Source organism: Sphingomonas guangdongensis (genome assembly GCF_900199185.1).
Classification (GTDB): domain Bacteria; phylum Pseudomonadota; class Alphaproteobacteria; order Sphingomonadales; family Sphingomonadaceae; genus Sphingomonas; species Sphingomonas guangdongensis.
This window is the reverse complement of sequence record NZ_OBMI01000001.1, coordinates 713450-733352: the sequence shown is the minus strand read 5'-3', so window position 1 is coordinate 733352 and position 19903 is coordinate 713450. Positions and strand designations below refer to the sequence as shown.

The 19903-nt window shown below is 69.3% G+C and carries 22 protein-coding genes; 11 read left to right on the top strand and 11 right to left on the bottom strand.

What is annotated here, in order from left to right; genetic code table 11:
* Positions 1-20: 20 nt before the first annotated feature.
* Both CRO12_RS03425 and CRO12_RS03420 read right to left on the bottom strand, forming a co-directional pair.
* Complete coding sequence (locus CRO12_RS03425; RefSeq protein ID WP_097062575.1) at positions 21-1655, bottom strand: hypothetical protein; 1635 nt, start codon at positions 1653-1655, stop codon at positions 21-23.
* A 68-nt stretch (positions 1656-1723) separates the two neighbouring features.
* A complete protein-coding gene (locus CRO12_RS03420) occupies positions 1724-2968 on the bottom strand; it encodes an argininosuccinate synthase (protein WP_097062574.1) in 1245 nt (414 codons plus the stop codon).
* A gap of 51 nt (positions 2969-3019) precedes the next feature.
* Between CRO12_RS03420 and CRO12_RS03415 the strand changes: the two genes are divergently transcribed.
* On the top strand, positions 3020-3442 hold the full coding sequence (locus tag CRO12_RS03415) for a DUF1801 domain-containing protein (protein ID WP_097062573.1): 423 nt from the start codon (positions 3020-3022) through the stop codon (positions 3440-3442).
* On the opposite strand, the gene CRO12_RS03410 is transcribed toward CRO12_RS03415, so the two are convergent.
* The 4 genes from CRO12_RS03410 to CRO12_RS03395 all read right to left on the bottom strand — a co-directional run bounded on the left by CRO12_RS03410 (position 3432) and on the right by CRO12_RS03395 (position 6974).
* A complete protein-coding gene (locus CRO12_RS03410) occupies positions 3432-4655 on the bottom strand; it encodes an SAM-dependent methyltransferase (RefSeq protein ID WP_097062572.1) in 1224 nt (407 codons plus the stop codon). The two genes, CRO12_RS03415 and CRO12_RS03410, sit on opposite strands and share 11 nt — an antisense overlap.
* A 72-nt stretch (positions 4656-4727) precedes the next feature.
* Entirely contained in the window at positions 4728-5486 is a 759-nt protein-coding gene (locus CRO12_RS03405) for a molybdopterin-dependent oxidoreductase (protein ID WP_097062571.1), read from the bottom strand.
* Complete coding sequence (locus CRO12_RS03400; RefSeq protein ID WP_097062570.1) at positions 5483-6199, bottom strand: cytochrome b/b6 domain-containing protein; 717 nt, start codon at positions 6197-6199, stop codon at positions 5483-5485. The genes CRO12_RS03405 and CRO12_RS03400 overlap by 4 nt, the downstream gene beginning before the upstream one ends.
* A gap of 16 nt (positions 6200-6215) precedes the next feature.
* On the bottom strand, positions 6216-6974 hold the full coding sequence (locus CRO12_RS03395; RefSeq protein ID WP_097062569.1) for a sulfite exporter TauE/SafE family protein: 759 nt from the start codon (positions 6972-6974) through the stop codon (positions 6216-6218).
* A gap of 116 nt (positions 6975-7090) precedes the next feature.
* On the opposite strand from CRO12_RS03395, the gene CRO12_RS03390 reads away from it, so the two are divergent.
* Positions 7091-7684, top strand: coding sequence for a calcium-binding protein (locus CRO12_RS03390; RefSeq protein ID WP_097062568.1), 594 nt, complete (start codon positions 7091-7093; stop codon positions 7682-7684).
* 59 nt (positions 7685-7743) lie between these two features.
* On the opposite strand, the gene rlmN is transcribed toward CRO12_RS03390, so the two are convergent.
* Entirely contained in the window at positions 7744-8919 is a 1176-nt protein-coding gene (rlmN, locus tag CRO12_RS03385; protein ID WP_097063324.1) for a dual-specificity RNA methyltransferase RlmN, read from the bottom strand.
* A gap of 554 nt (positions 8920-9473) precedes the next feature.
* Between rlmN and CRO12_RS03380 the strand changes: the two genes are divergently transcribed.
* The 3 genes from CRO12_RS03380 to CRO12_RS03370 are packed head-to-tail and all read left to right on the top strand — an operon-like array spanning position 9474 to position 10190.
* On the top strand, positions 9474-9659 hold the full coding sequence (locus tag CRO12_RS03380) for a hypothetical protein (protein WP_097062567.1): 186 nt from the start codon (positions 9474-9476) through the stop codon (positions 9657-9659).
* Entirely contained in the window at positions 9656-9943 is a 288-nt protein-coding gene (locus tag CRO12_RS03375) for an antitoxin Xre/MbcA/ParS toxin-binding domain-containing protein (RefSeq protein WP_097062566.1), read from the top strand. The genes CRO12_RS03380 and CRO12_RS03375 overlap by 4 nt, the downstream gene beginning before the upstream one ends.
* Positions 9936-10190, top strand: coding sequence for a hypothetical protein (locus tag CRO12_RS03370; protein ID WP_097062565.1), 255 nt, complete (start codon positions 9936-9938; stop codon positions 10188-10190). The genes CRO12_RS03375 and CRO12_RS03370 overlap by 8 nt, the downstream gene beginning before the upstream one ends.
* Here CRO12_RS03370 and CRO12_RS03365 read toward each other — a convergent pair.
* Both CRO12_RS03365 and CRO12_RS03360 read right to left on the bottom strand, forming a co-directional pair.
* Positions 10127-10591: an invasion associated locus B family protein gene (locus tag CRO12_RS03365; protein ID WP_097062564.1), complete on the bottom strand. Its 465-nt coding sequence runs from the start codon at positions 10589-10591 to the stop codon at positions 10127-10129. The genes CRO12_RS03370 and CRO12_RS03365 overlap by 64 nt on opposite strands.
* The gene (locus CRO12_RS03360) at positions 10588-11235 is read right to left on the bottom strand and encodes a histidine phosphatase family protein (protein WP_097062563.1); all 648 of its coding nucleotides are present in this window, start codon (positions 11233-11235) and stop codon (positions 10588-10590) included. The genes CRO12_RS03365 and CRO12_RS03360 overlap by 4 nt, the downstream gene beginning before the upstream one ends.
* A gap of 134 nt (positions 11236-11369) precedes the next feature.
* Between CRO12_RS03360 and CRO12_RS03355 the strand changes: the two genes are divergently transcribed.
* The 4 genes from CRO12_RS03355 (at position 11370) to CRO12_RS03340 (ending at position 15672) form a co-directional block, all read left to right on the top strand.
* Positions 11370-11975 carry an outer membrane protein gene (locus CRO12_RS03355; protein WP_097062562.1) on the top strand — a complete coding sequence of 202 codons (606 nt, stop codon included), beginning with the start codon at positions 11370-11372 and terminating at the stop codon, positions 11973-11975.
* Between the two features lie 132 nt (positions 11976-12107).
* Entirely contained in the window at positions 12108-13211 is a 1104-nt protein-coding gene (dnaN, locus tag CRO12_RS03350) for a DNA polymerase III subunit beta (RefSeq protein ID WP_097062561.1), read from the top strand.
* A gap of 113 nt (positions 13212-13324) precedes the next feature.
* Positions 13325-14611, top strand: a complete 1287-nt coding sequence (locus CRO12_RS03345; protein WP_097062560.1) for an HD-GYP domain-containing protein — start codon at positions 13325-13327, stop codon at positions 14609-14611.
* Entirely contained in the window at positions 14608-15672 is a 1065-nt protein-coding gene (locus tag CRO12_RS03340) for a GGDEF domain-containing protein (protein ID WP_097062559.1), read from the top strand. Before CRO12_RS03345 ends, CRO12_RS03340 begins: the two co-directional genes overlap by 4 nt.
* Before the next feature lie 25 nt (positions 15673-15697).
* Here the strand turns inward: CRO12_RS03340 and CRO12_RS03335 are convergent, their stop codons facing one another.
* A complete protein-coding gene (locus tag CRO12_RS03335; RefSeq protein WP_097062558.1) occupies positions 15698-16162 on the bottom strand; it encodes a Ros/MucR family transcriptional regulator in 465 nt (154 codons plus the stop codon).
* A gap of 219 nt (positions 16163-16381) precedes the next feature.
* On the opposite strand from CRO12_RS03335, the gene plsY reads away from it, so the two are divergent.
* Together plsY and dprA are read left to right on the top strand one after the other, a co-directional pair.
* Entirely contained in the window at positions 16382-16990 is a 609-nt protein-coding gene (gene plsY, locus CRO12_RS03330) for a glycerol-3-phosphate 1-O-acyltransferase PlsY (RefSeq protein ID WP_097063323.1), read from the top strand.
* A complete protein-coding gene (dprA, locus tag CRO12_RS03325; protein WP_097062557.1) occupies positions 16983-18071 on the top strand; it encodes a DNA-processing protein DprA in 1089 nt (362 codons plus the stop codon). Before plsY ends, dprA begins: the two co-directional genes overlap by 8 nt.
* Here dprA and CRO12_RS03320 read toward each other — a convergent pair.
* Positions 18059-19846: a hypothetical protein gene (locus CRO12_RS03320; protein WP_097062556.1), complete on the bottom strand. Its 1788-nt coding sequence runs from the start codon at positions 19844-19846 to the stop codon at positions 18059-18061. The two genes, dprA and CRO12_RS03320, sit on opposite strands and share 13 nt — an antisense overlap.
* Between the last annotated feature and the right edge of the window lie 57 nt (positions 19847-19903).

The window sequence follows — 19903 nt, the reverse complement described above, 5'->3', positions numbered from 1 at the left end:
CTTGCCAGCAAGCGCTTCGCTCAGTCGCGGAGCGCAACTTCGAAGATCGTCGGTGCGACCGGGTGTAGCCAGGCGGGCGTCGCGCCAGCGCCGATCGTCCCCGAAGGCGCCTTTACCGCGCCGAACATGCCCGGGCAGCGCACGACGTAGCGGACCCGCCAACGCCGAGCGATCCCCCGCGCCGCCTGCTTGTCGCCCATGAAGAAGCGGTAGGCGGCGACGTTCCCAGCATTGTTGCGGTGATAGGGCGCGGCGACGAAGCTGTGCGGGGTGGCGGCGAGCCCCCAGCCACCAAGGTCCACGCCCGCCATCACGCGGCCGGCTGAAAGCTGTGCGAGCCGCGCGAGCGCCGCCGGGTCGGTGCAGTCGGGACCGGGCGGCGCAGCGAGCGCCTGCTTCGGCGCGACCAGTCCCGCGGCGAGCGGGTAGCTTAGGCCCGCGCCCGCGATCCACAGCGCCAGTACTGCGGATATTGCCCGCCGGCGTCGGGCGTGGGCGAGCAGCGCGGCGAGCGGCACCACCGCCAGGATCGCGCCCAAGTAGGCACCGCGCAGCTGCGCGAAGGTCAGCGCCAGCGACAGCGCCTGGTAGGGGAGCAGCAGGAGCCACGCGCCCCCGCGCTGCCACCACAGCCAGGTAGAGGCGAGCAGCCCCATGATGAGCAGCCCGGCATAGCCGATCGCCAGCGGGAGCGGGGTGGCGAGTAGCGGCTGCGCCTCCGCGACGTGTGCCAGCCACAGCCGCGCGACGAGCGAATCGACGGAGGCGTAGGGGCCGGCGAGGCACGGCTGCGCCGCCGGCCAGCCGAGCACGGCGAGCCCGACGCCGGTCGCGAGCAGGAGCAGGAGCCGCCCGCGCTCAATCCGCCCGAGCGCGGTAAGTGCGAGGCCGCCGGCGACCGTCACTCGCGCGAGCGGTACGATCGTGTCGCAGTCGCCGCCTCGGCCTGCGAGCGGCAGCAGCGACAGCAGGCCGAGCGCGAGCGCGAGGCCGAAGCCGCTCATCCGCTCCGGGCTGTCGCGCAGCCCGCCCGCCACGATCACTGCGGCGGTGACGAACGCGAACGGCAGCGTCTCCAGTCCGATCACGGCACCGGCGGCGACCAGCGCACCAGCGAGCGCTCCGCTGCGCAGCGTCGCGGGCGCGAGCAGCAGCCTGATTTGGCCCAGGACCAGCAGCAGCTGCAGGGCGTGATGATCGATGCGGCCCGGCATGAACAGGCCGGAAGCGGGATAGGCAAGCGCGGCCAGTACCAGCGCGGTGCCGGCGGCAGCAGGCGCGAGCCGGCGCGCGATCCCCGCGACAAGGCCGAGCAGCGCGGCGAACTGGACCAGCGGCCACAGGATGACGGCGGCAAGCTCCGCCGAAGGTTGGCCGAGCAGCGGCCGCAGCAGCAGGATGATCGCGCCCGGCACCAAATCTCCGATCCGCGACCAGTGCATGGCGAGCCCGTCGGCGATCCGGTGCTGGCTGAGGTCGGTCAGCGCCTGGCCGGCGAGCCAGTCGCGCACCTGCTGCAGCCGCACGGCGTCATCGGTATCGGGCAGCCGCAGGCCGGAAAGGTTGTGCCAGTCCGCCGCCGCCCACGCCGCCGACAACAGGCACGCGAGCAGGATCGCCCCGAACCACTGCGACCGAAGAGCCTGCCACGCCATGCCGAGAGGCTAGGCCGAGATGGTTAATGAAGTGCTACTCCCCTCCCCTGCAGGAAGAGGAGAAAGGCTTACCTATCTCGCCGGCCCAGCAACCTGAGCCTGAGCGCATTCAGCTTGATGAAGCCCGCCGCATCGCGCTGGTCGTAGGCACCCTGGTCGTCCTCAAACGTGACGACCTTCTCCGAGTAGAGCGTGTGCGGCGACTTGCGCCCGACGATGTGCGCCGCGCCCTTGTAGAGCTTCAGGCGAACGGTGCCGATCACCTTCTCCTGGCTGTGGTCGATCGCGGCCTGGAGCATCTCGCGCTCCGGCGAGAACCAGAAGCCGTTGTAGATCAGCTCGGCGTAGCGCGGCGCGAGCTCGTCCTTGAGGTGCGCCGCCCCGCGGTCGAGCGTGATCTGCTCGATGCCGCGGTGCGCCAGGTGATAGATGGTGCCGCCCGGCGTCTCGTACATGCCGCGGCTCTTCATGCCGACGAAGCGGTTCTCGACCAGATCGAGCCGCCCGATCCCGTGCGCGCGGCCAAGGTCGTTGAGGCGCGCGAGCAGCGTCGCCGGGCTCATCCCCTCGCCGTTCAGCGCGACGCCGTCGCCGCGCTCGAAATCGACCGTGATGAACTCGGGCGCGTCGGGCGCATCCTCCGGGTTGACGGTGCGCGAGTAGACATAGTCGGGCACCTCCTCCCACGGATCCTCCAGCACCAGCCCCTCGGACGAGGTGTGGAGCAGGTTCGCGTCGGTGGAGAACGGCGCCTCGCCGCGCTTGTTGTGCGGGATCGGAATCTGGTGCTGCTCGGCCCACTCAATCAGCCGGGTGCGGCTGGTCAGGTCCCACTCGCGCCACGGGGCGATCACCTTGATGTCGGGGGCGAGCGCGTAATAGCCGAGCTCGAAGCGGACCTGGTCGTTGCCCTTACCGGTCGCGCCGTGGCTGACCGCGTCGGCGTTCACCTGACGCGCGATCTCGATCTGGCGCTTGGCGATCAGTGGCCGCGCGATGGAGGTGCCGAGCAGGTACAGCCCCTCGTACAGCGCGTTCGACCGCATCATCGGGAACACGTAGTCGCGCACGAACTCCTCGCGGAGATCGTCGATGAAGATGTGCTCCGGCCTCACCCCCATCAGCTCGGCCTTGGCGCGCGCGGGCTCCAGCTCCTCGCCCTGGCCGAGGTCGGCGGTGAAGGTCACGACCTCGCACCCGTAGGTCTGCTGCAGCCACTTCAGGATGACGGAGGTGTCGAGGCCGCCGGAATAGGCGAGGACGACTTTCGAGACTCCGGCGTCGCCGGTTGGACGGTTGATTGATTCGCTCATGGCCGCGCGCTTAGGCTGCGCGTCGGAGAGCCGCAACCGGAGGGTTGGACGATGACCGGGAACAAGACGCAGTTCACCGACGCCTCCGTTGACGCCTTCATCGACGGCCTGCCTGACGAGCGCCGGCGCGAGGAGGCGCGGACGCTGCGCGACCTGATGGAGCGGGCGACCGGCGGACGCGCCGAGATGTACGGTACGTCGATCATCGGCTTCGGCCGATATCGATACCGCTACGCGAGCGGCCATGAGGGAAGCTCATGCCGCGTCGGCTTCTCGCCCCGCAAAGCAGAGCTGGTGCTCTACATCGGCGCCGGCCGTCCCGAACAGGCCGACGCGCTGGCGAAGCTCGGCAAGTACCGGCTCGGCAAGAGCTGCCTGTATCTGAAACGCCTCTCGCCCGAGCAACTCGGCCCCATCGAGGCGATGACGCGGTTCTGCTACGCGGCGCCCATCGCCGACGAGGTCACGACCTGAGCGCCGCCTCCGCCGCAACCATGTAGTCGCGCGTCAGCGGCAGCGTGTCGCGGTCGCGTGCGAACTGCAGCTGGTAGTTGACCATGCCGCCGTACTGGAAGCTGACAAAGGCCCCCGCGAGGTAGAAGGTCCACATGCGAAAGAAGCGCTCGTCGTACAGCGCCACGATCTGCTCCTTCGCGGCGACCGTGCGTCGGTACCAATGCTCCAGCGTCAGCGCATAGTGGAGCCGCAGCACCTCAATATCGGTGCAGTGCATCTTCAATCCCTCATAGCCTTGCGTGATCTCGCTCAGCGCGGGGATGTAGCCGCCGGGGAAGATGTACTTGGCGGTGAACGCGTCGGTGACGCCGGGCTTTCCCGCACGGCCGATAGTGTGGAGCAGCATGACGCCGCGCTCGTTGAGGAGCTCGCGGCACTTGGCGAAGAAGGTACGGTACTGCGGCACCCCGACATGCTCGAACATGCCGACCGAGACGATCCGGTCGAAGCTGCCGGTCACCGCGCGGTAGTCGATCAGCTCGAAGCGGACGTGATCGGCGACGCCTGCCGCCTCGGCTCGGGCGCGTGCGACCTTCAGCTGCTCCTCCGACAGCGTGATGCCGGTCACGTCGGCGCCGGTCTTCTCGTGCAGATAGAGCGCCATCCCGCCCCAGCCGCAGCCGATGTCGAGCACCCGCATACCCGATTCGATCGCCAGCTTGGCGGCGATATGCGCCTTTTTGTCGGCCTGCGTCTGTTCCAGGCTGTTGGCCGGGTGGGTGAAATAGGCGCAGCTGTACTGCAGGTCGCTGTCGAGAAAGAGGCTGTAGAGGCGCGAATCTAGGTCATAGTGGTGCGCGACGTTGCGGCGGGATGCCTGCGCCGCGTTGATCCGCGTCAGCCGGTATCTGAGCGCGGTCAGGGCGCGGTCGGTCAACCCTGGCTTCAGCGCGACCGAGCCCTGCTCCCAGCGATTGTTGGCCTTGAACAGCGAGAGCAGCGCGAGGATGTCGCCCTGTTCGATGGTGAGCCGTCCATCCATGAACGCCTCCGCCGCGCCGAGCGCCGGGCTGCGCGCGATCGCCGCGGCGGTACCGCGCGCGAGCCGCATGGTGACGGGGTCAAGCGCCGGGTCGGGCGCGCCGAAGCGCCGCTCGCGGCCGTCGGAGTAGATCACGGTGAGTTCGCCGCGGCGGACGGCGCGGGCGAAGAAGCGGTCAATCAGGGCCATCGCTGCGCGAAATAGTGGGCACAGGCGTTATTTGCAGCCCCCATCTCCTCTACCTCGCAGCGAGGAGAGAAGTCAGATTCCTGCGTACCACTCGTAATCGGCGACATCCTCCCAGTAGCCGCCCTTGCCGCCGCCGATCCCGGCGAGGCTCGGCACCGCCTCGATCCGCTCGATATACTTGGCATGCTTGTAGCCGAGCTGGCGCTCGACTCGCAGCCTAACCGGTGCGCCGTTCGGAACGGAGAGCACGCGGTCGTTCAGCACCCAGGCGAGGATCGTCTGCGGATGGAACGCGTCGACCAGGTCGATTGACTCATAATAGGGGCGCGTACCGAACCGGTCGGCGCAGTGAAAGACGATGTAGCGCGCGCGCTGCTGCAATCCCGCGCGCTCCAGGATCGGCCCGAGCCGCGGGCCGGACCACTTGCCGATCGCGCTCCATCCCTCGACACAGTCGTGACGCGTGATTTGGGTGCGCGCCGGCATCGCGCGGAGGTCCGCAAGGGAGAGGTCGACTGGTCGCGCGACCAGCCCGTCGATCCGGATTCGCCAGTCGGCGAAGTTCTGCGCGAGCGACGCGTTGTAGGTCGGCGTGTTCGGGTTGCGCGTCCCGTTCGCGCGAAAGATCGGTGAGCGCTGATCGGCGGAGAACTCGGGTGCGAGCGCGGTGCGGTCAATCAGGGCGCGCTGCAGCGCCTGCGTCGCTGGCTCACCCGACAGCAGCAGCTTGCGGCCGATGTCTGTCCCCTGCACCGCGTCACACCCGGCGAGCAGCCCGCCCGCACCTGCCGCCAGCCCGCCGACCAGCGCGCGCCTGCGCGTCAGGATCATCTGTCCTCCTCCGGCACGCGCCACCAGCCGGTTATGATCGATCGCAGCTCGTTGCCGACCCCGGCCAGGATCACCAGTGCGAGATGGACGATCGTGAAGCCGCCGAGCCACACCGCCGCGATGAAATGGATCGAGCGCGCCGACTGCCGCCCGCCGAACAGGTCGAGCAGCCACGGCCATGCGGCGTTAAGCCCCGGGGACATGGTCAACCCGGTCAGGATCACGAGCGGCAGGGCGACGAAGATCACCGACACGTAGCTGAGCTTCTGCAGCACATTGTAGGCGCCGGGATGGTCGGGATCGTGGAAGCGCAGCGCCAGGTGCGCGCGCAGGTCGGCCCACAGCGTGCGCGGGGCGAGGTCGCCGCGCCGCACACGCAGGTCGCGCTGGAAATGCCGGTTGACGAGGCTCGCGACCATGTAGGCAAGGAGCGCGAAGCCGAGCACCAGTGCGAACAGGAGGTGCCAGCGCCGCGCGAGCGCGAGGTTGTAGGTCTGCGGGATCGTCAGCCAGCCGGGAACGCGCCCGGCCTCGAACAGCCAGGCGACCCGGAACCAGGGCTGGTCGAAGTTCGCGCCAAAGCGTCCCCAGTAGAGCTGCGGATGCGCGTTCAGGATCATCAGCCCGGAACCGAGCAGGATCACGATCGCGACCGCGTTGATCGCGTGCCAGAGCCGAGTCGTCAGCCTGTGGCGGTACACCGTCTGCATCATGGGCGAGCCTAGCCGTTTAGGCGTAGGCGCGCCAGAAGAACACCGCGGTGGTGATGGCGGTGACGAGTAGCGTCCACCAGCGGATCGCGACCGGCGGCAGCACGCGCCCGAGCCGCGCGCCCGCGAACCCGCCGACGATCGCACCCGTCGCCATGGGCACCGCGAGCGCCCACCGGACCATCCCGAACGCTATAAAAACGATCGTCGCCGCGGCGTTCGCGACCGCCAGCATCAGCGTGCGGTGTGCCATCAGCTTGTGCGGCGGCTCGCCCGCGAGCAGCCCCCACGCCGCCGTCAGCATCAGCCCGACACCGCCGCCGAAATAGCCGCCGTAGACGCCGAGCAGCACCTGCGCGACGACCAGCGACGCGCGCCCCGGCGCGGCTTGGCTGGCGAGCGCCGCCGCCGCGCGCCGGCCGAGCGCAATCGCGATCGTCGCCGCGAGCAGCAGCCAAGGCACGATCACGTCGAACACCCGGCTCGGCGTTACCACCAGCAGCAGGCTGCCGACCAGTCCGGACACGAAGGTGAGCGCGCACAGGAACCGCACCGACAGCCCGCCGAGCGGGCGCAGCCCGTCCCGGAACGTCCACGCGCTCGCAATCGCCCCGGGCTGCACCGCGACGTTGCTGGTCGCGTTGGCGATAGTGGAGGGCGTGCCGAGCGCGATCAGCGTCGGCATGGTCGCGAACGATCCGCCGCCCGCCAGCGCGTTCATCGCGCCGCCCAAGAACCCGCCACCGGCGGCGAGCAGAAGGAGCAGGATGTCGGGCATGGGCCGCGCTTAGGTGAAGGGCGGTGCTTTGGCGAGCGGCAGGGCGGCCGCTCGCCGGGAACCACCCGCTTGACCAGCCCGTTTTTGATCGGCGTCAACAATCGAAAGGTACGGACATGGCGGTAATCAAGGGCACCAGCGAAGGCGACTTCATCGGCGGCCGGAACACCGACGACACCGTCTATGGCTATGGCGGCAACGATGCGCTGTTCGGTTCGGGCGGTCGGGACGTACTCTATGGAGGCGTTGGTAACGACGCGCTCTACGGTGGAAGCGGCGCAGACACGCTGTACGGCGGTGCCGGCAATGACGATCTGTTCGGCGGCGATGGCGCGGACCTGTTGTTCGGTGGCGTGGGTGTTGATCGCATGACCGGTGGCGCCGGCGCGGATCGCTTCGCCTTCGCCTCGGTGAACGATTATGCCAACCCTGGTTATGATGTGGTGACCGACTTCAGCCGGGCACAGGGCGATCGCATCGACTTGTCGCGTATTGACGCCAATTGGAACGTCGCAGGCGACCAGGCCTTCCGCTACATCGGAAGCAACGGCTTCACCGGGCGAGCCGGTGAGATCAGCATCACGCTGCGCAACAGCGACGGCGATCCGGTCACGATCGTCAGCGTCGACACCAACGGCGATCGTTCCGCCGACTTTCGAATGCAGATCGACGGCAACGTCCAGCTGACGGCCGCCGACTTCATCCTCTAACCGTATAACGCAGCCATAGGCCGATTGCTCAGGAGGTAATCGCGCCTATGGCCGTCGATCTAAGGGGCCGCACTCTCCGCCAATCGGTCGAGTTCGGCGCGGCTCTTCTTCTCGGCCGCAGTCTTCAGCTGGCCGCAGGCGGCGTCGATGTCGCGGCCGCGGGGGGTGCGGACGGGGGCGGAGATGCCGCTCTCGAATACGATGTTGCTGAAGGCGCGGATCCGCTCGGGGGTCGAGCACTCGTACGGTGCGCCGGGCCAGGGATTGAACGGGATCAGGTTGACCTTGGCCGGCAGCTGATAGTGCTTGAGCAACCGGACGAGCTCGCGCGCGTCATCGTCCGAATCGTTCTTGTCGCGCAGCATCACATACTCGAACGTGATCCGCCGCGCGTTGTTGGCACCGGGATAGTCGGCGCAGGCCTGCAGCAGCTCCTCGATCCCGTACTTCTTGTTGAGCGGCACGATCTCGTCGCGGACGTCCTTCGTTACCGCGTGCAGCGAGACCGCGAGGTTGACCCCGATCTCCTCGCCGGCGCGCGCCATCATCGGCACGACGCCGCTGGTCGACAGCGTGATGCGGCGCTTGGAAAGCGCCAGGCCATCCCCGTCCATGACCAGGCGCAGCGCATCGCGGACGTGGTCGAAATTGTAGAGCGGCTCGCCCATCCCCATCATGACGATGTTGGTCAGCATCCGCCCTTCGGGCTGCGACGGCCACTCGCCCAGCGCGTCGCGCGCGAGCATTACCTGGCCGACAATCTCGCCCGCGGTCAGGTTGCGAACCAGCCGCATCGTCCCGGTGTGGCAAAAACGGCAATTGAGCGTGCAGCCGACCTGCGAAGATACACACAGTGTGCCGCGGTCGGCATCAGGGATGAACACCGCCTCGTAATCCTGCCCGTCGTCGGAGCGGAGCAGCCACTTGCGGGTGCCGTCGGACGAAACCTGCGCCTCCACCACCTCCGGCCGGCTGATGACGAAGCGCTGCTCGAGCCACGGGCGCAGCTGCTTGGAGATGTCGGTCATCAGAGCGAAGTCGGTGACGCCGCGGTTGTAGATCCAGTGCCATAGCTGCTTGGCGCGCAGTTTAGCTTGGCGGGGCTCCAACTGCGATGTCTCGAGCGCAAGGCGGAGCTGGTCCTTGGACAGGCCGAGCAGGTCGATGCGGCCGTCGCTGCGCGGCGGCAGCGCGCGAGGAACGGGCACGGGATCGATGTGCCCGGGGATGGGCATTGGCGCGGCCGACAGTGTCTGCATGGCTGCGCATATAGCGGAAGCGGCGGCTATTTTCCACTCCGCCGGGTGAGCAAGCGCCACGCGCCACGCGCCGCGCCAGCCCGCCGACCAGGCCGGGCCGGTCATCCGCGCGAACCAGCGGGTGCCGCGGGCGAGGTCGCGGCCCAGCCGCCTGAAACACATAGGCCAGCCAGAGCAGGCCCGGCGTCAGCGCGGCCAGCGCCAGCGCGTTTCGGCCGTCGCCGCCCAGCCGCAGCGCGTCGGCGATCTGCTGCGCCGCCACGAGCAGCGGGAAGGCGGAGGCGACCGGTAGGGCGACCCACAGTCGCGCCCAGTTCTAGCGCTCGGGCGCGGACGCCCAGTCATAGTAGCGGCGGACCAGGCCCAGCCTGGGCTGTGTGACTAGCAGACGCCTCCCGATCACTCCATCGGCGCCGTGGGGTGCAATCGGCTGCCGCAGTCCCTATGTGGCAGTCATCGCCGGTACCCGCTCGTAAGCGCCGTCGACTGTGAGACATCCCGCGCTCCCGCTTACACGCCGGAGCCGCATCATGGACCTCAACTACCTCTTCGCACGTCATCAGGTGTCGCTGATGCGCGCCACGTCCGCCCGCTGCGAGCCGAGTCGCATCGCACATATCAAGCTTGCTCAGGGCTATGCCGGCCGTATCGACACGCTGCGGGGGCTCTCCGGCGCTACCGGCCGCATGCTCGCCGCGCCGGCGGTGGCCGCATGATCGAGGTCATTCCGCCGGCGGGCGTCGACAGTGACATCAGCAGGCCGCGACCGGCCAAGCGCCGCTTCCACCGTGCCTCTGGAGAACGCGCCTCGCCGGAGACGGTTGAGCGTCAGGCGGAAGCCGCGCGACTCGCCTTTACCAAATTCGACGGAGCGGAGGCGCGCGCCTTCCTCAACACCCATCACGTCGCGCTCGGCGGGCGGCCGATCGATGTCGCGGGTGCGGACGCTGCGGGACTGCGCCGGGTGGCGGATGTCCTGGTGGCAACGGCTGGTGGATGATGACTGTTTCGCCGCGCGGGTGGCGACGGCCTACCGGCGGCGCTTCGGCGAGCAGGCCGGTGTTCAGGCGGCGCGGCGGCTGACCCGCGCGCTCAACCGCGGCGACATCATCAAAATTGACCTGTTCGTCGCAGTCGGCGTGATCCTGCGCGACGAAGGGGGACAGTATCGCGCATCACGCGGCTATCCGCCGGCGCAGCGGATCGCAGCGGCGTCGATCGCGGTGGCGGCGCCGGTCAGCCGGTAGGTGTCGGCGAACGGCCGGCCGCGCGCGTCCACGCTCTCCACGCTCATGCTCCGCCCACCGCGCAGCGCCGCCACGATCGCGCGGTCGGTGCGCGCGTCCGGTGACCAGGCATCGCGCGGGCCGGCCAGCAGCTCGAACCGGCGCTCGCCGACCGACAGCGTGACGCGGGCACGCGCGCTCCGCTCGCGGCTCAGCCGGACATGCAGTTGGTTGCGCGCGCCCGTGCCCGGCCAGGTCGCGACGCTCGCGAAGGCGGCGGCGTCGCCGCCGCGCGTGCTGGGTGCGGCGAGCGCGTAGCAGCGCTGCGGCGCGCGGTCGCGGAACGCACCCCAGCCAGCGTGCACGCCGATCACCTCGCGGCCCTGCGCGGCCTGGAGCAGCAGCGCGAGCGCAAGGCTCACGTCGGCGTTTCCTTGCGACCCGTGCCCTCGAGCACCACGCGCTCCACACCGCCCTCGATCAGCGCGACCGACCCCTGCGGCAGCGCGGGCGCGACCGGCGCTGCGAACTGCGGCAGGACGTCGCTGTTCGTCATGACTCCGCGCAGCACCCGGCTCGACATCCCGTGCATCACCACCAGCCGGTCGCCGGCGTCGTCGTCCGTGTCGCGGACCCAGCCGGACACGCGCGCGGCGATCGCGTCGTACCACTCGCCGCCGTCGGGCGCGCGCGTGTAGAAGCCATGCGCGCGGTCGACGAACGGCCCGACCTCCGCCTCCACCTCGGCATAGTAGCGGCCGCTCCAGGCGCCCATCCCGATCTCGACCAGCCGGTCGTCGGTGCGCGTCGCGTGCCAGTCGAGCTCCAGGTGCTCGGCGATGATCGCGAGCGTCTGCAGCGCGCGTCCGGCCGACGACGACCAGAGCGTCAGCGGAGGTCTTGGTCCGAGCAGGCCGCGGAGTGCCGCCCCCATCCGCTCCGCCTGCGCGAAGCCCGCGCGCGTAAGCGGCGTGTGCAGGTGATTGCCCTGCATCCGCCCAACGGCATTGTAGACGGTCTCGCCGTGGCGGGCGACGAAGTCACGGCCCTTGCGCGTGGTCGGCATGGCCGCTGCTTTCAACCCCGTGTGGCGCAAAAGCAACGGTTTTCCGCGTTTATCTGCGGTTCATGCAACGTCGCTGGTGACCGCCCATTTACGCCGTCCCCGGGTCGCCCGGGCTGACAAGATGGAGTGATCTGATGCGTAAGACTGCCCTCGCCGCGCTGTTCGCGGCAACTGCGTTCGCCACCCCCGCCCTGGCCCAGGAAGCGGCCCCGTTCACCGGCCTGCGGGTCGAGGGTGTCGCGGGCTACGACAATCTGAGCGACGGCAGCAGCGACGATGACGCGGCGTCGAGCGAGGGCCTGCTGTATGGCACCCAGATCGGCTACGAATTCCAGGCCGGCCGGGCGATCTTGGGCGTGGAGGGCGAGATCACCGGCGCGACCACCGACGTGCGCGCGCCCGATGTGTTCGCCGCGGGCGACAGCTTCCAGGTCGACGCGGGCCGGGACCTCTACGTCGGCGGACGGGTCGGCATCGCCGTGTCGCCGCTCGCGATGGTCTATGCCAAGGCCGGCTACACCAACGCGCAGGTCGACGCCGAGTACCGGCTGAACAACACGCGCACGGGCTTTAAGGCCGAGCTCGACGGTTATCGCCTGGGCGCCGGCATCGAGTATCAGATCAACCCGCAGTTTTACGTGAAGGGCGAGTACCGCTATTCCAATTACAGCGAGGTAGAGGATTATGAGGCCGACCTCGACCGCCACCAGCTACTCGCCGGGGTTGGCGTCCGGTTCTGATACCGGCGCGCCGCAATAAGCTGTGCACAAGGGGGCCGGGGCGCTTGCTCCGGCCCTTTTCCGTCCGCTAGAACCCCGATTCAAATTGGGCCACCCGTCACCTGTGCGGGGCCGGCGGGGGTGGGACACGACATGAAGGCGACGATCGAACGCGCGACCCTGCTCAAGGGGCTGAGCCACGTTCAGTCCGTGGTTGAGCGCCGCAACACCATCCCGATCCTGTCCAACGTTCTGATAGAAGCGGTGGGCGACGGCGCGATCCGGCTGATGGCGACCGATCTCGACCTGCAGATCGACGAGACCGTCGCCGCCGCGGTCGACCAGGGCGGCGCCACCACCGTCAGCGCGCACACGCTGTTCGACATTGCCCGCAAGCTGCCGGAGGGAAGCCAGGTAGAGCTCCAGGCGGCCGAGGGACGGATGACGATCCGAGCCGGTCGCTACAACTCGTCGCTGCCGACGCTGCCGCGCGACGACTTCCCGGTGATCGCTGAGGGCGAACTCCCGACCACCTTCGAACTGCCCGCCGAGACGCTGAAGCAGATCATCGACAAGACCCGCTTCGCGATCTCCACGGAGGAGACGCGCTATTACCTCAACGGCATCTTCCTTCACGTCGCGGACGACACGCTGAAGGCGGCGGCGACCGACGGTCACCGACTTGCGCGCGTCACGGTCGCGCGGCCCGACGGGGCCGAGGCGATGCCGGACGTGATCGTGCCGCGCAAATGCGTGGGCGAACTTCGCAAGCTGCTCGACGAGGTCGACGGGTCGGTCGGCGTGTCGCTGTCGGGCAGCAAGATCCGCTTCGACCTGGGGCGCGCGATCCTCACCTCCAAGCTGATCGACGGCACCTTTCCCGATTATTCGCGGGTCATCCCGACGGCGAACGACAAGCTGCTTAAGCTTGATCCGCGCTCGTTCCAGGAAGGAGTCGACCGGGTCGCCACCATCGCCAGTGAGAAGACCCGCGCGGTCAAGATGGCACTCGACCGCGACAAGATTACGCTATCGGTGACCAGCCCGGAGAACGGCGCCGCCGTCGAAGAGGTGCCCGGCGACTACACGTCGCTACCGTTCGAGATCGGCTTCAACAGCCGCTATCTGCTCGACATCCTGGGTCAGATCGACGGCGATTCGGTTGAGGTTCACCTGGCCGACGCCGCCGCGCCGACGCTGATTCGCGAGAACGACAAGTCGCCGGCACTCTACGTCCTGATGCCGATGCGGGTGTGATCGCTTTTGCGATGAACACCTATAACTCTATACGAAGTCTTCACTTCTTGACGTTGGTCAAACTTTAACGCCGCGCCGCCTATAACTCCCGTCATTACCGGACGGGGGTCCCAATGCTGCATCGATTGCCTGTCGAGGATCTCCGACTTGGCATGTTCGTCGTCTCGCTGGAGTGCACGTGGCTGCAGAGCCCGTTCTGGCGCTCGCGCTTCCTGCTTCGCGACACCGACGACCTCGCGCGCATGGTCGCGGCGGGGATCGAGCATGTGACGATCGACGACCAGCTCGGGCTCGGTCCAACCGTCGCGGCGGCGGACGAGCCGACCGGTGTCGAGGTGATCGCGCAGGGCACGCCCGATGCTCCGTTGCTGGTTGAGCGCCGCACCGCCCGGCGACGCGGCGCCACCGACGTCGAGCGCGCTCGCGCCACCGTCGAAAAGGCCAAGGATGCGGTCGCGGCAATGTTCGGGGAGGCCCGGCTCGGCCGCGCGGTCCAGCTCGCGCAGGTGACCCCGCTGGTCGACGAGATCGCCACCGCGATGGAGCGCAATCGCTCCGCGATGCTGAGCGTCACGCGGCTGAAGACCAAGGACGAGTACACCTACCTCCACTCGGTCGCGGTCTGTGCGCTGATGATCAATCTCGCGCGGCAGGTCGGCTGTCCCGAGCTCGAGGTGCACGCACTCGGGATTGCCGGACTGCTCCACGACGTCGGCAAGATGGCGATGCCCCCGTCGGTGCTCGGCAAGGAGGGCGCGCTCGACGAGCAGGAGCGGCGGATCATCATGAGCCATCCGGAGATCGGCCATCGCTTCCTGCAGGCGAGCCCGGAGGTGACCGCGGTCGCGCTCGACGTCTGCCTGCACCACCACGAGCGGGTCGACGGTACCGGCTACCCGGAGGGGCTCTCGGGCGACGCGCTGTCGCGCGCGGCGCGCATGGGCGCGATCTGCGACGTGTACGACGCGATCACCAGCCAGCGGCCGTACAAGCGGCCGTGGTCCCCCTCCGACGCGCTCGCCCGGATGGCATCGTGGAGCGGGCATTTCGACGAGCAACTGTTCCGCGCCTTCGTCGCCAGTATCGGCATCCACCCGGTCGGCGCGCTGGTCCGGCTGCACAGCAATCGACTGGCGCTGGTGCTGCCGTGCGAGGATGAGGACCCGACCACGCCGCCGGTGCGCGCCTTCTACGATGTCCGTGACGCCCGCTTCGTGACGCCGCAGGATGTCGCGACCCGCAACAGCGAGGGCGGCGACCCGATCGTCCGGGCCGAGCGCGGCGACCACTGGTTCCGCGGCGACTGGGCGACGATCCGCGCGCGGGTGGAGGCGGCCGAGCCGGCCGGCACCGTGGCCGCGACCTTGGTCCAGGCGCAGGCGGCGGAGGCGCGCGCGTGAGCGCGCTCGCCCAGCCGCGCCCAGCCTACCGCCTGCCGGGATGGCTTGGCGGTCGCGCACCTGTCGCACCGGCCCCGGCGGTTCCGGCCCGCGAGCAGGCGCGGCGCAAGCTCTACGACGATGTCGGTGACCTGCTGATCGCGCACGAGCTGACGCTCAGCGACGTCAATTTCGCGGTGGCGCTCGCGCATCTGTCCGGCGATCCGCGCGTGACGCCGCGCGTAGAGGCGCTGCTGCGTGAGCGCGCGCCGCTGAGCGATGCCGCCTTTGCGGCGCTACACGACGAGCTCGACCACGCGATCCGGCCGGAGATGCTGGCCGATGTCGCCGAGCGGCTGACCGCGAAGCTCGAGGAGTGTCTCCGCATCGTCAGCCGCTCGGGCGAGAGCGCGAAGGATTTCGGCGCGGCGGTGACGCACGAGGTGGCAGGGTTCGAGCGCGACCCGCTCGGCGCCTTCACCCGGCTGCTGTCGCTGACCCGCAGCGTGGTCGACAACGCCCGCGCGATGGAGGAGCAGCTCGGCAGCACCCGGGCGGAGACGGAGCGGCTGCGCGGCAACCTTCAGCGCGCGCAGCGCGCCGCGGACCGCGACCACCTGACCGGGCTACCCAACCGGCGCTGCTTCGATTCAAGCCTGGCGGCGATCCACCCAGCGGCCGCTGGCGGGGCGGTGGCGCTGCTCGACATCGACGATTTCAAGCAGATCAACGATCGCCACGGGCACGAGGCGGGTGACCGCGTGCTGCGCTTCTTCGCGCGGCTGCTGAAAAGCGAGCTGGGTGAAGAAGTCGTGGTGGCGCGGCACGGCGGCGAGGAGTTCGCCGTGCTATTCCCGCACGGTGACCTCGGGGAAGCCCGAACGCAACTCGATGCGGCGCGCGAAACGCTGGTCGCGCGCTCGCTCGTCAATCAGGCGACTGGTGTCGCCTTCGGCCAGATCAGCTTCTCGGCCGGGATCGCTCGACTCGACGGCGACGGGCGCAAGGCACTGCGCGCCGCCGACAAGGCGCTGTACCAGGCCAAGCGCGACGGCAAGAACCGGGTGGTGACGCCCGCCTAGGTCCGCGCCGCCGCGCTGATGCGGTTCAGGCCTTTGCCTCCGGCTTCGCGCGGCCGCGCTTCATGCCGGGCTTGCGGCCGAGGCCGATCTTCTTCGCCATCTCGCGGCGCGCGTTCGAATAGCTCTCCGACACCATCGGGTAATCGGCCTTAAGGCCGAACCGCTCGCGGTACTGCTCGGGAGTCAGCCCGTGGCGGGCGAGGTGACGGCGCAGCGTCTTGTACGGCTTGCCGTCGATCATCGAGATGATGTGGTCCTTGGACGCGAGCGACTTGCGGACCGACACCGCGGGTGCCGCACTGGCCGCGGTGTCCTCCGCGACCGGCTCCTCCGCTTCGCCGCCGCCAAGCGCGCCCACCGCCTCGTACATCGCCCGCAGGAACGAGGGCACTTCCTCCGCCGACGCGCGGGTATTCGGATTGGCGAGCCATGCGATCGTCAGTTCGGTCGCAAGTTCGGCAATGTTGGTGGTCTGGGTCTCGTCGGCCATGCTATACTCCTTCAGGCCGGTCGCGCTATCACCTCTTGTTGTTCAGTCAAGTCACAACTGGCATAATTGCCGGAGTTGCACATCAGCAGTCGTGAACGACACGCTTCTTCGCCTAACATCGATAAAGATAACGAATGTTTTCTCGGTACGATTTTGCCGCGCGCGAGATCATTGCGTGGAGCAGTCGACGCGCTTAAAGCTCATGGCGACATGGGGGACATGCAGAGTCTTTTCTGGTTGCAGCCGGCGGCGGCGCTCGTCTTCGGCTATCTGCTCGGCTCGATCCCGTTCGGTGTGATCCTGACACGACTGGGCGGCGCGGGTGACCTGCGCACGATCGGATCGGGCAACATCGGGGCGACCAACGTACTGCGCACCGGGCGCAAGGGGCTGGCCGCCGCGACGCTGCTGCTCGACGGGCTGAAGGGCTGGCTGGCGGTGGTGCTGGTCGCGCAATGGTCGCCGATCGACGCGCCGGTCGCGGCGGTCGGCGCCTTCATCGGGCACCTTTATCCGGTATGGCTCGGCTTTCGTGGCGGAAAGGGCGTGGCGACGCTGATGGGCGTGGTGCTGGCGCTCAGCCCCTTGAGCGGACTGGTCTATGCGGTCGCCTGGCTGGGCACCCTTGCGCTGCTGCGGGTCTCGTCGCTTGCCGGTCTCGCTGCGGCGTTCAGCGCCCCGGTCGCGGCCGCGGTGTTCGATCAGTTCGACTATGTCTTTCTGTTTCTCGCCTTCGCGATCCTGGTGCTCTGGAAGCACCGCGCCAACGTCGACCGGCTGATGGCGGGAACGGAGCCGCGGATCGGCGGCGGCACCAAGGGTGGCTGACGCCGGGCGGGTCGCCCGGCTGCGGCTGATCCGCACGCCCGGGGTGGGGCCGGTCACCTATCGCCAGTTGCTGGCGCGCTTCGGCACAGCGGCGGCCGCGCTCGCCGCGCTGCCCGACCTCGCCCGGCGCGGCGGCGGCAAGGCGCCCGCGATCCCGTCCGAGGAGCAGGTGCTACGCGAGATCGCCGCTGTCGACCGGCTCGGCGCGACCCACTGGTTCAGCGATGATCCTGACTACCCGCCGCTGCTCGCCGAACTGGAGAGCGCGCCGCCGGTTGTGACGGTGCGCGGCGCGCGGGCGCTCGGCGCCACGCGGGTGGTGGCGATGGTCGGGGCGCGCAACGCCTCCGCCGCCGCCTGCCGGTTCGCGCGCCAGCTCGCCCATGCACTGGGGGAGGCGGGGGTGACCGTCGTGTCCGGCCTCGCCCGCGGGATCGACACGGAGGCGCATGTCGCGACGCTCGGGAGCGGCACCATCGGCGTGATCGCGAGCGGCATCGACATCGCCTTCCCGCCGGAGAATGCGCAATTGCAGGAGGAGGTCGCGACCCGTGGGCTGCTGATCGCCGAGCAACCGCCGGGCGCGGAGCCCCGCGCACGCCATTTTCCGCACCGAAATCGAATCATCGCCGGGCTGGCGCTCGGCACCGTGGTGGTGGAGGCGGCGCCCAAGTCGGGCTCGCTCATCACCGCGCGGCTGGCGGCGGAGGCCGGGCGTGAGGTGATGGCCGTGCCCGGCAGCCCGCTCGATCCCCGCGCGCAAGGGTGCAACCTCCTGATCCGAGAAGGCGCGACGCTGATCCAGTCGGCCGACGACATCCTGGAGGCGATCACGCCGATCGATCCGCGCCGGCTGCGCAGCCCGGCCACCCCGTTCGGCACCGAGCCGGCCGCCGAGCCGACCACGCGCGACCGCGACCAACTGACCGGGCTGCTCGGGCCGGTGCCCGTCGCCGTCGACGAATTGATCCGCCAGTCCGGCCTGGCCCCGGCGGCGGTGCAGATGCTGCTGCTGGAACTCGAGCTTGCCGGGCGGCTGGAGCGGCACGCCGGCGGGCGGGTCAGCAGCTACGGCGCATAGTCGATCCGCCACAGCCGCAGCGGCGAGCCCCTGGGCAGTGGCACCCGCACCAGCCACACCGGTACCTTCCCCCTGGCGAGCTGCCCGTAGAAGCCATCGCGCGCCCGGGCGCGGTACACGGTGGTCTCCGCCATGTTGGGGCAGGTCAGCAGGTACTGCGCCCCGTGCGCCCGGGCGATGCCGCGGAACTGCGCGGCGCTGCCGGTGAAGGCGTGATGGACGTCCAGGATCGCCTGGCCGTTGCGGTGGTACGGCCCGGTAATGCCGTTGTGGTGGGTGAGCGTGATCAGCCGCGGGCCGAGGTCGACATGGGTGAACATGGTCGCGGCCGGGAAGCGATCCAGCGCCGACAGCGCCGGGATGGTCGCGCAGCGGGCGTTCGCGCGATTGATGATCCGGGTGGTGCGGCTCGGCGGGTCGATCGGGAGCCAGCGGATCGCCAGCCCCGCGAACAGCCCGGAGATGACGAGGAACGCCGCCACCGACCCGATCACCCGGACGAGCATCAGCCGGTGGCCGAGGCACCAGGGCACGACGATCCAGGCGAGCGCGGTCGCGCCCGGCACGGCCAGCAGCTGCGCCGCCGGGCCGGCGCGAACCTGCCACAACAGCATCAGCACGGCGAACGCGGTGAACAGCGCGACCGGGATCCACGCCGCCACCACGCGTGTGCCGCGCGCGCGCCACGCCGCGACGAGGGCGCCGACCAGCCCCGCGATCGGCAGCGCCGCGATCGGGAAGGCGGTACGGAACGGGTGAGCGTAGATCGGCTTGGCTTCCCGCACATTATTGAGCCAGGTCTGCTGCAGTTCCGCCGACACGCCTTCCGGACGACCCAGGCACTGCGGAAACAACAGCGCGAACCCGCCGGCAATGATTGCCGCGACGATGACGGCGAGCACCAGGCGCAGCTCGCGTCGCCGCGGATTGATGCGCGCGAGCAGGAACACGAGCGCGCCGCCCGCGATCAGCACCGTCAGCCACACCGGGGTCAGCGCGTCGCAGCGCATCGCGTAATTGGCGCGCGAGGCGAACAGCGCGAAGCCGGCCGCGCTGCCTCCCGCCAGCGTGACGCCATAGGCGGCCAGCCGCGGGGCGGCGGGTGCGTCCCAGACCCAGCGCAGCGTGATGATCGCACCCGCCATCGCGGCGTAGGGCAGCATCTCCAGCCCGATCGTCAGCGAGCATGCGGTGGCTGCGCCGACGATCGCACCGCCGCGCGCCGCGCGTTCGTCGGCCAGGCCGGCGACCGTCAGGCTCAGCAGCGCGAGCTGCCAGCCGTGATGGTCGATCCGCATCGGCATGAACATCAGCATCGCCGCAGCGGCGCCAAACAGCACGAACAGCGCTAGCGGGTAGGCGGTGGGCGCAATCAGCCGCCGCGCGGTGAAGGCCAGCGCAGCCATCGCTAGCGCGAGCGGCAACGCCGGTGCAATCCCGCACGCCAGCCGCTCCGCCCAGGCGGTGCCGACCAGCGGCTTGAACAGGAGGATCAAGGCCGCGATCGGCAGGTCGACCAGCCGCGACCAGTGGATGTCGAGCCCGCCCGGCGGATTGAGGCGGTACTGGCGCAGGTCGTACCAATCCTGACCGGCGAGGAGCCCTCGGACCTGCATCAGGCGCATGTTGTCGTCGGTGTCCCCGAGCGCCAGCCAGTGGATCGCGCCCCAGCGGCTCCACAGCCACCAGCCGAGCACCACGGCCCAAGCAACGAGCGTCAGGCGCAGCCAGTTGCGGTCGAGCACGCTCTCGAACCGCCCTTCCGCTTCGTTCAAATCGCTTCCCTCACGCCCGCCAGCGCCCTACACGCGCTCCCTCAAGCGCCGGGCATA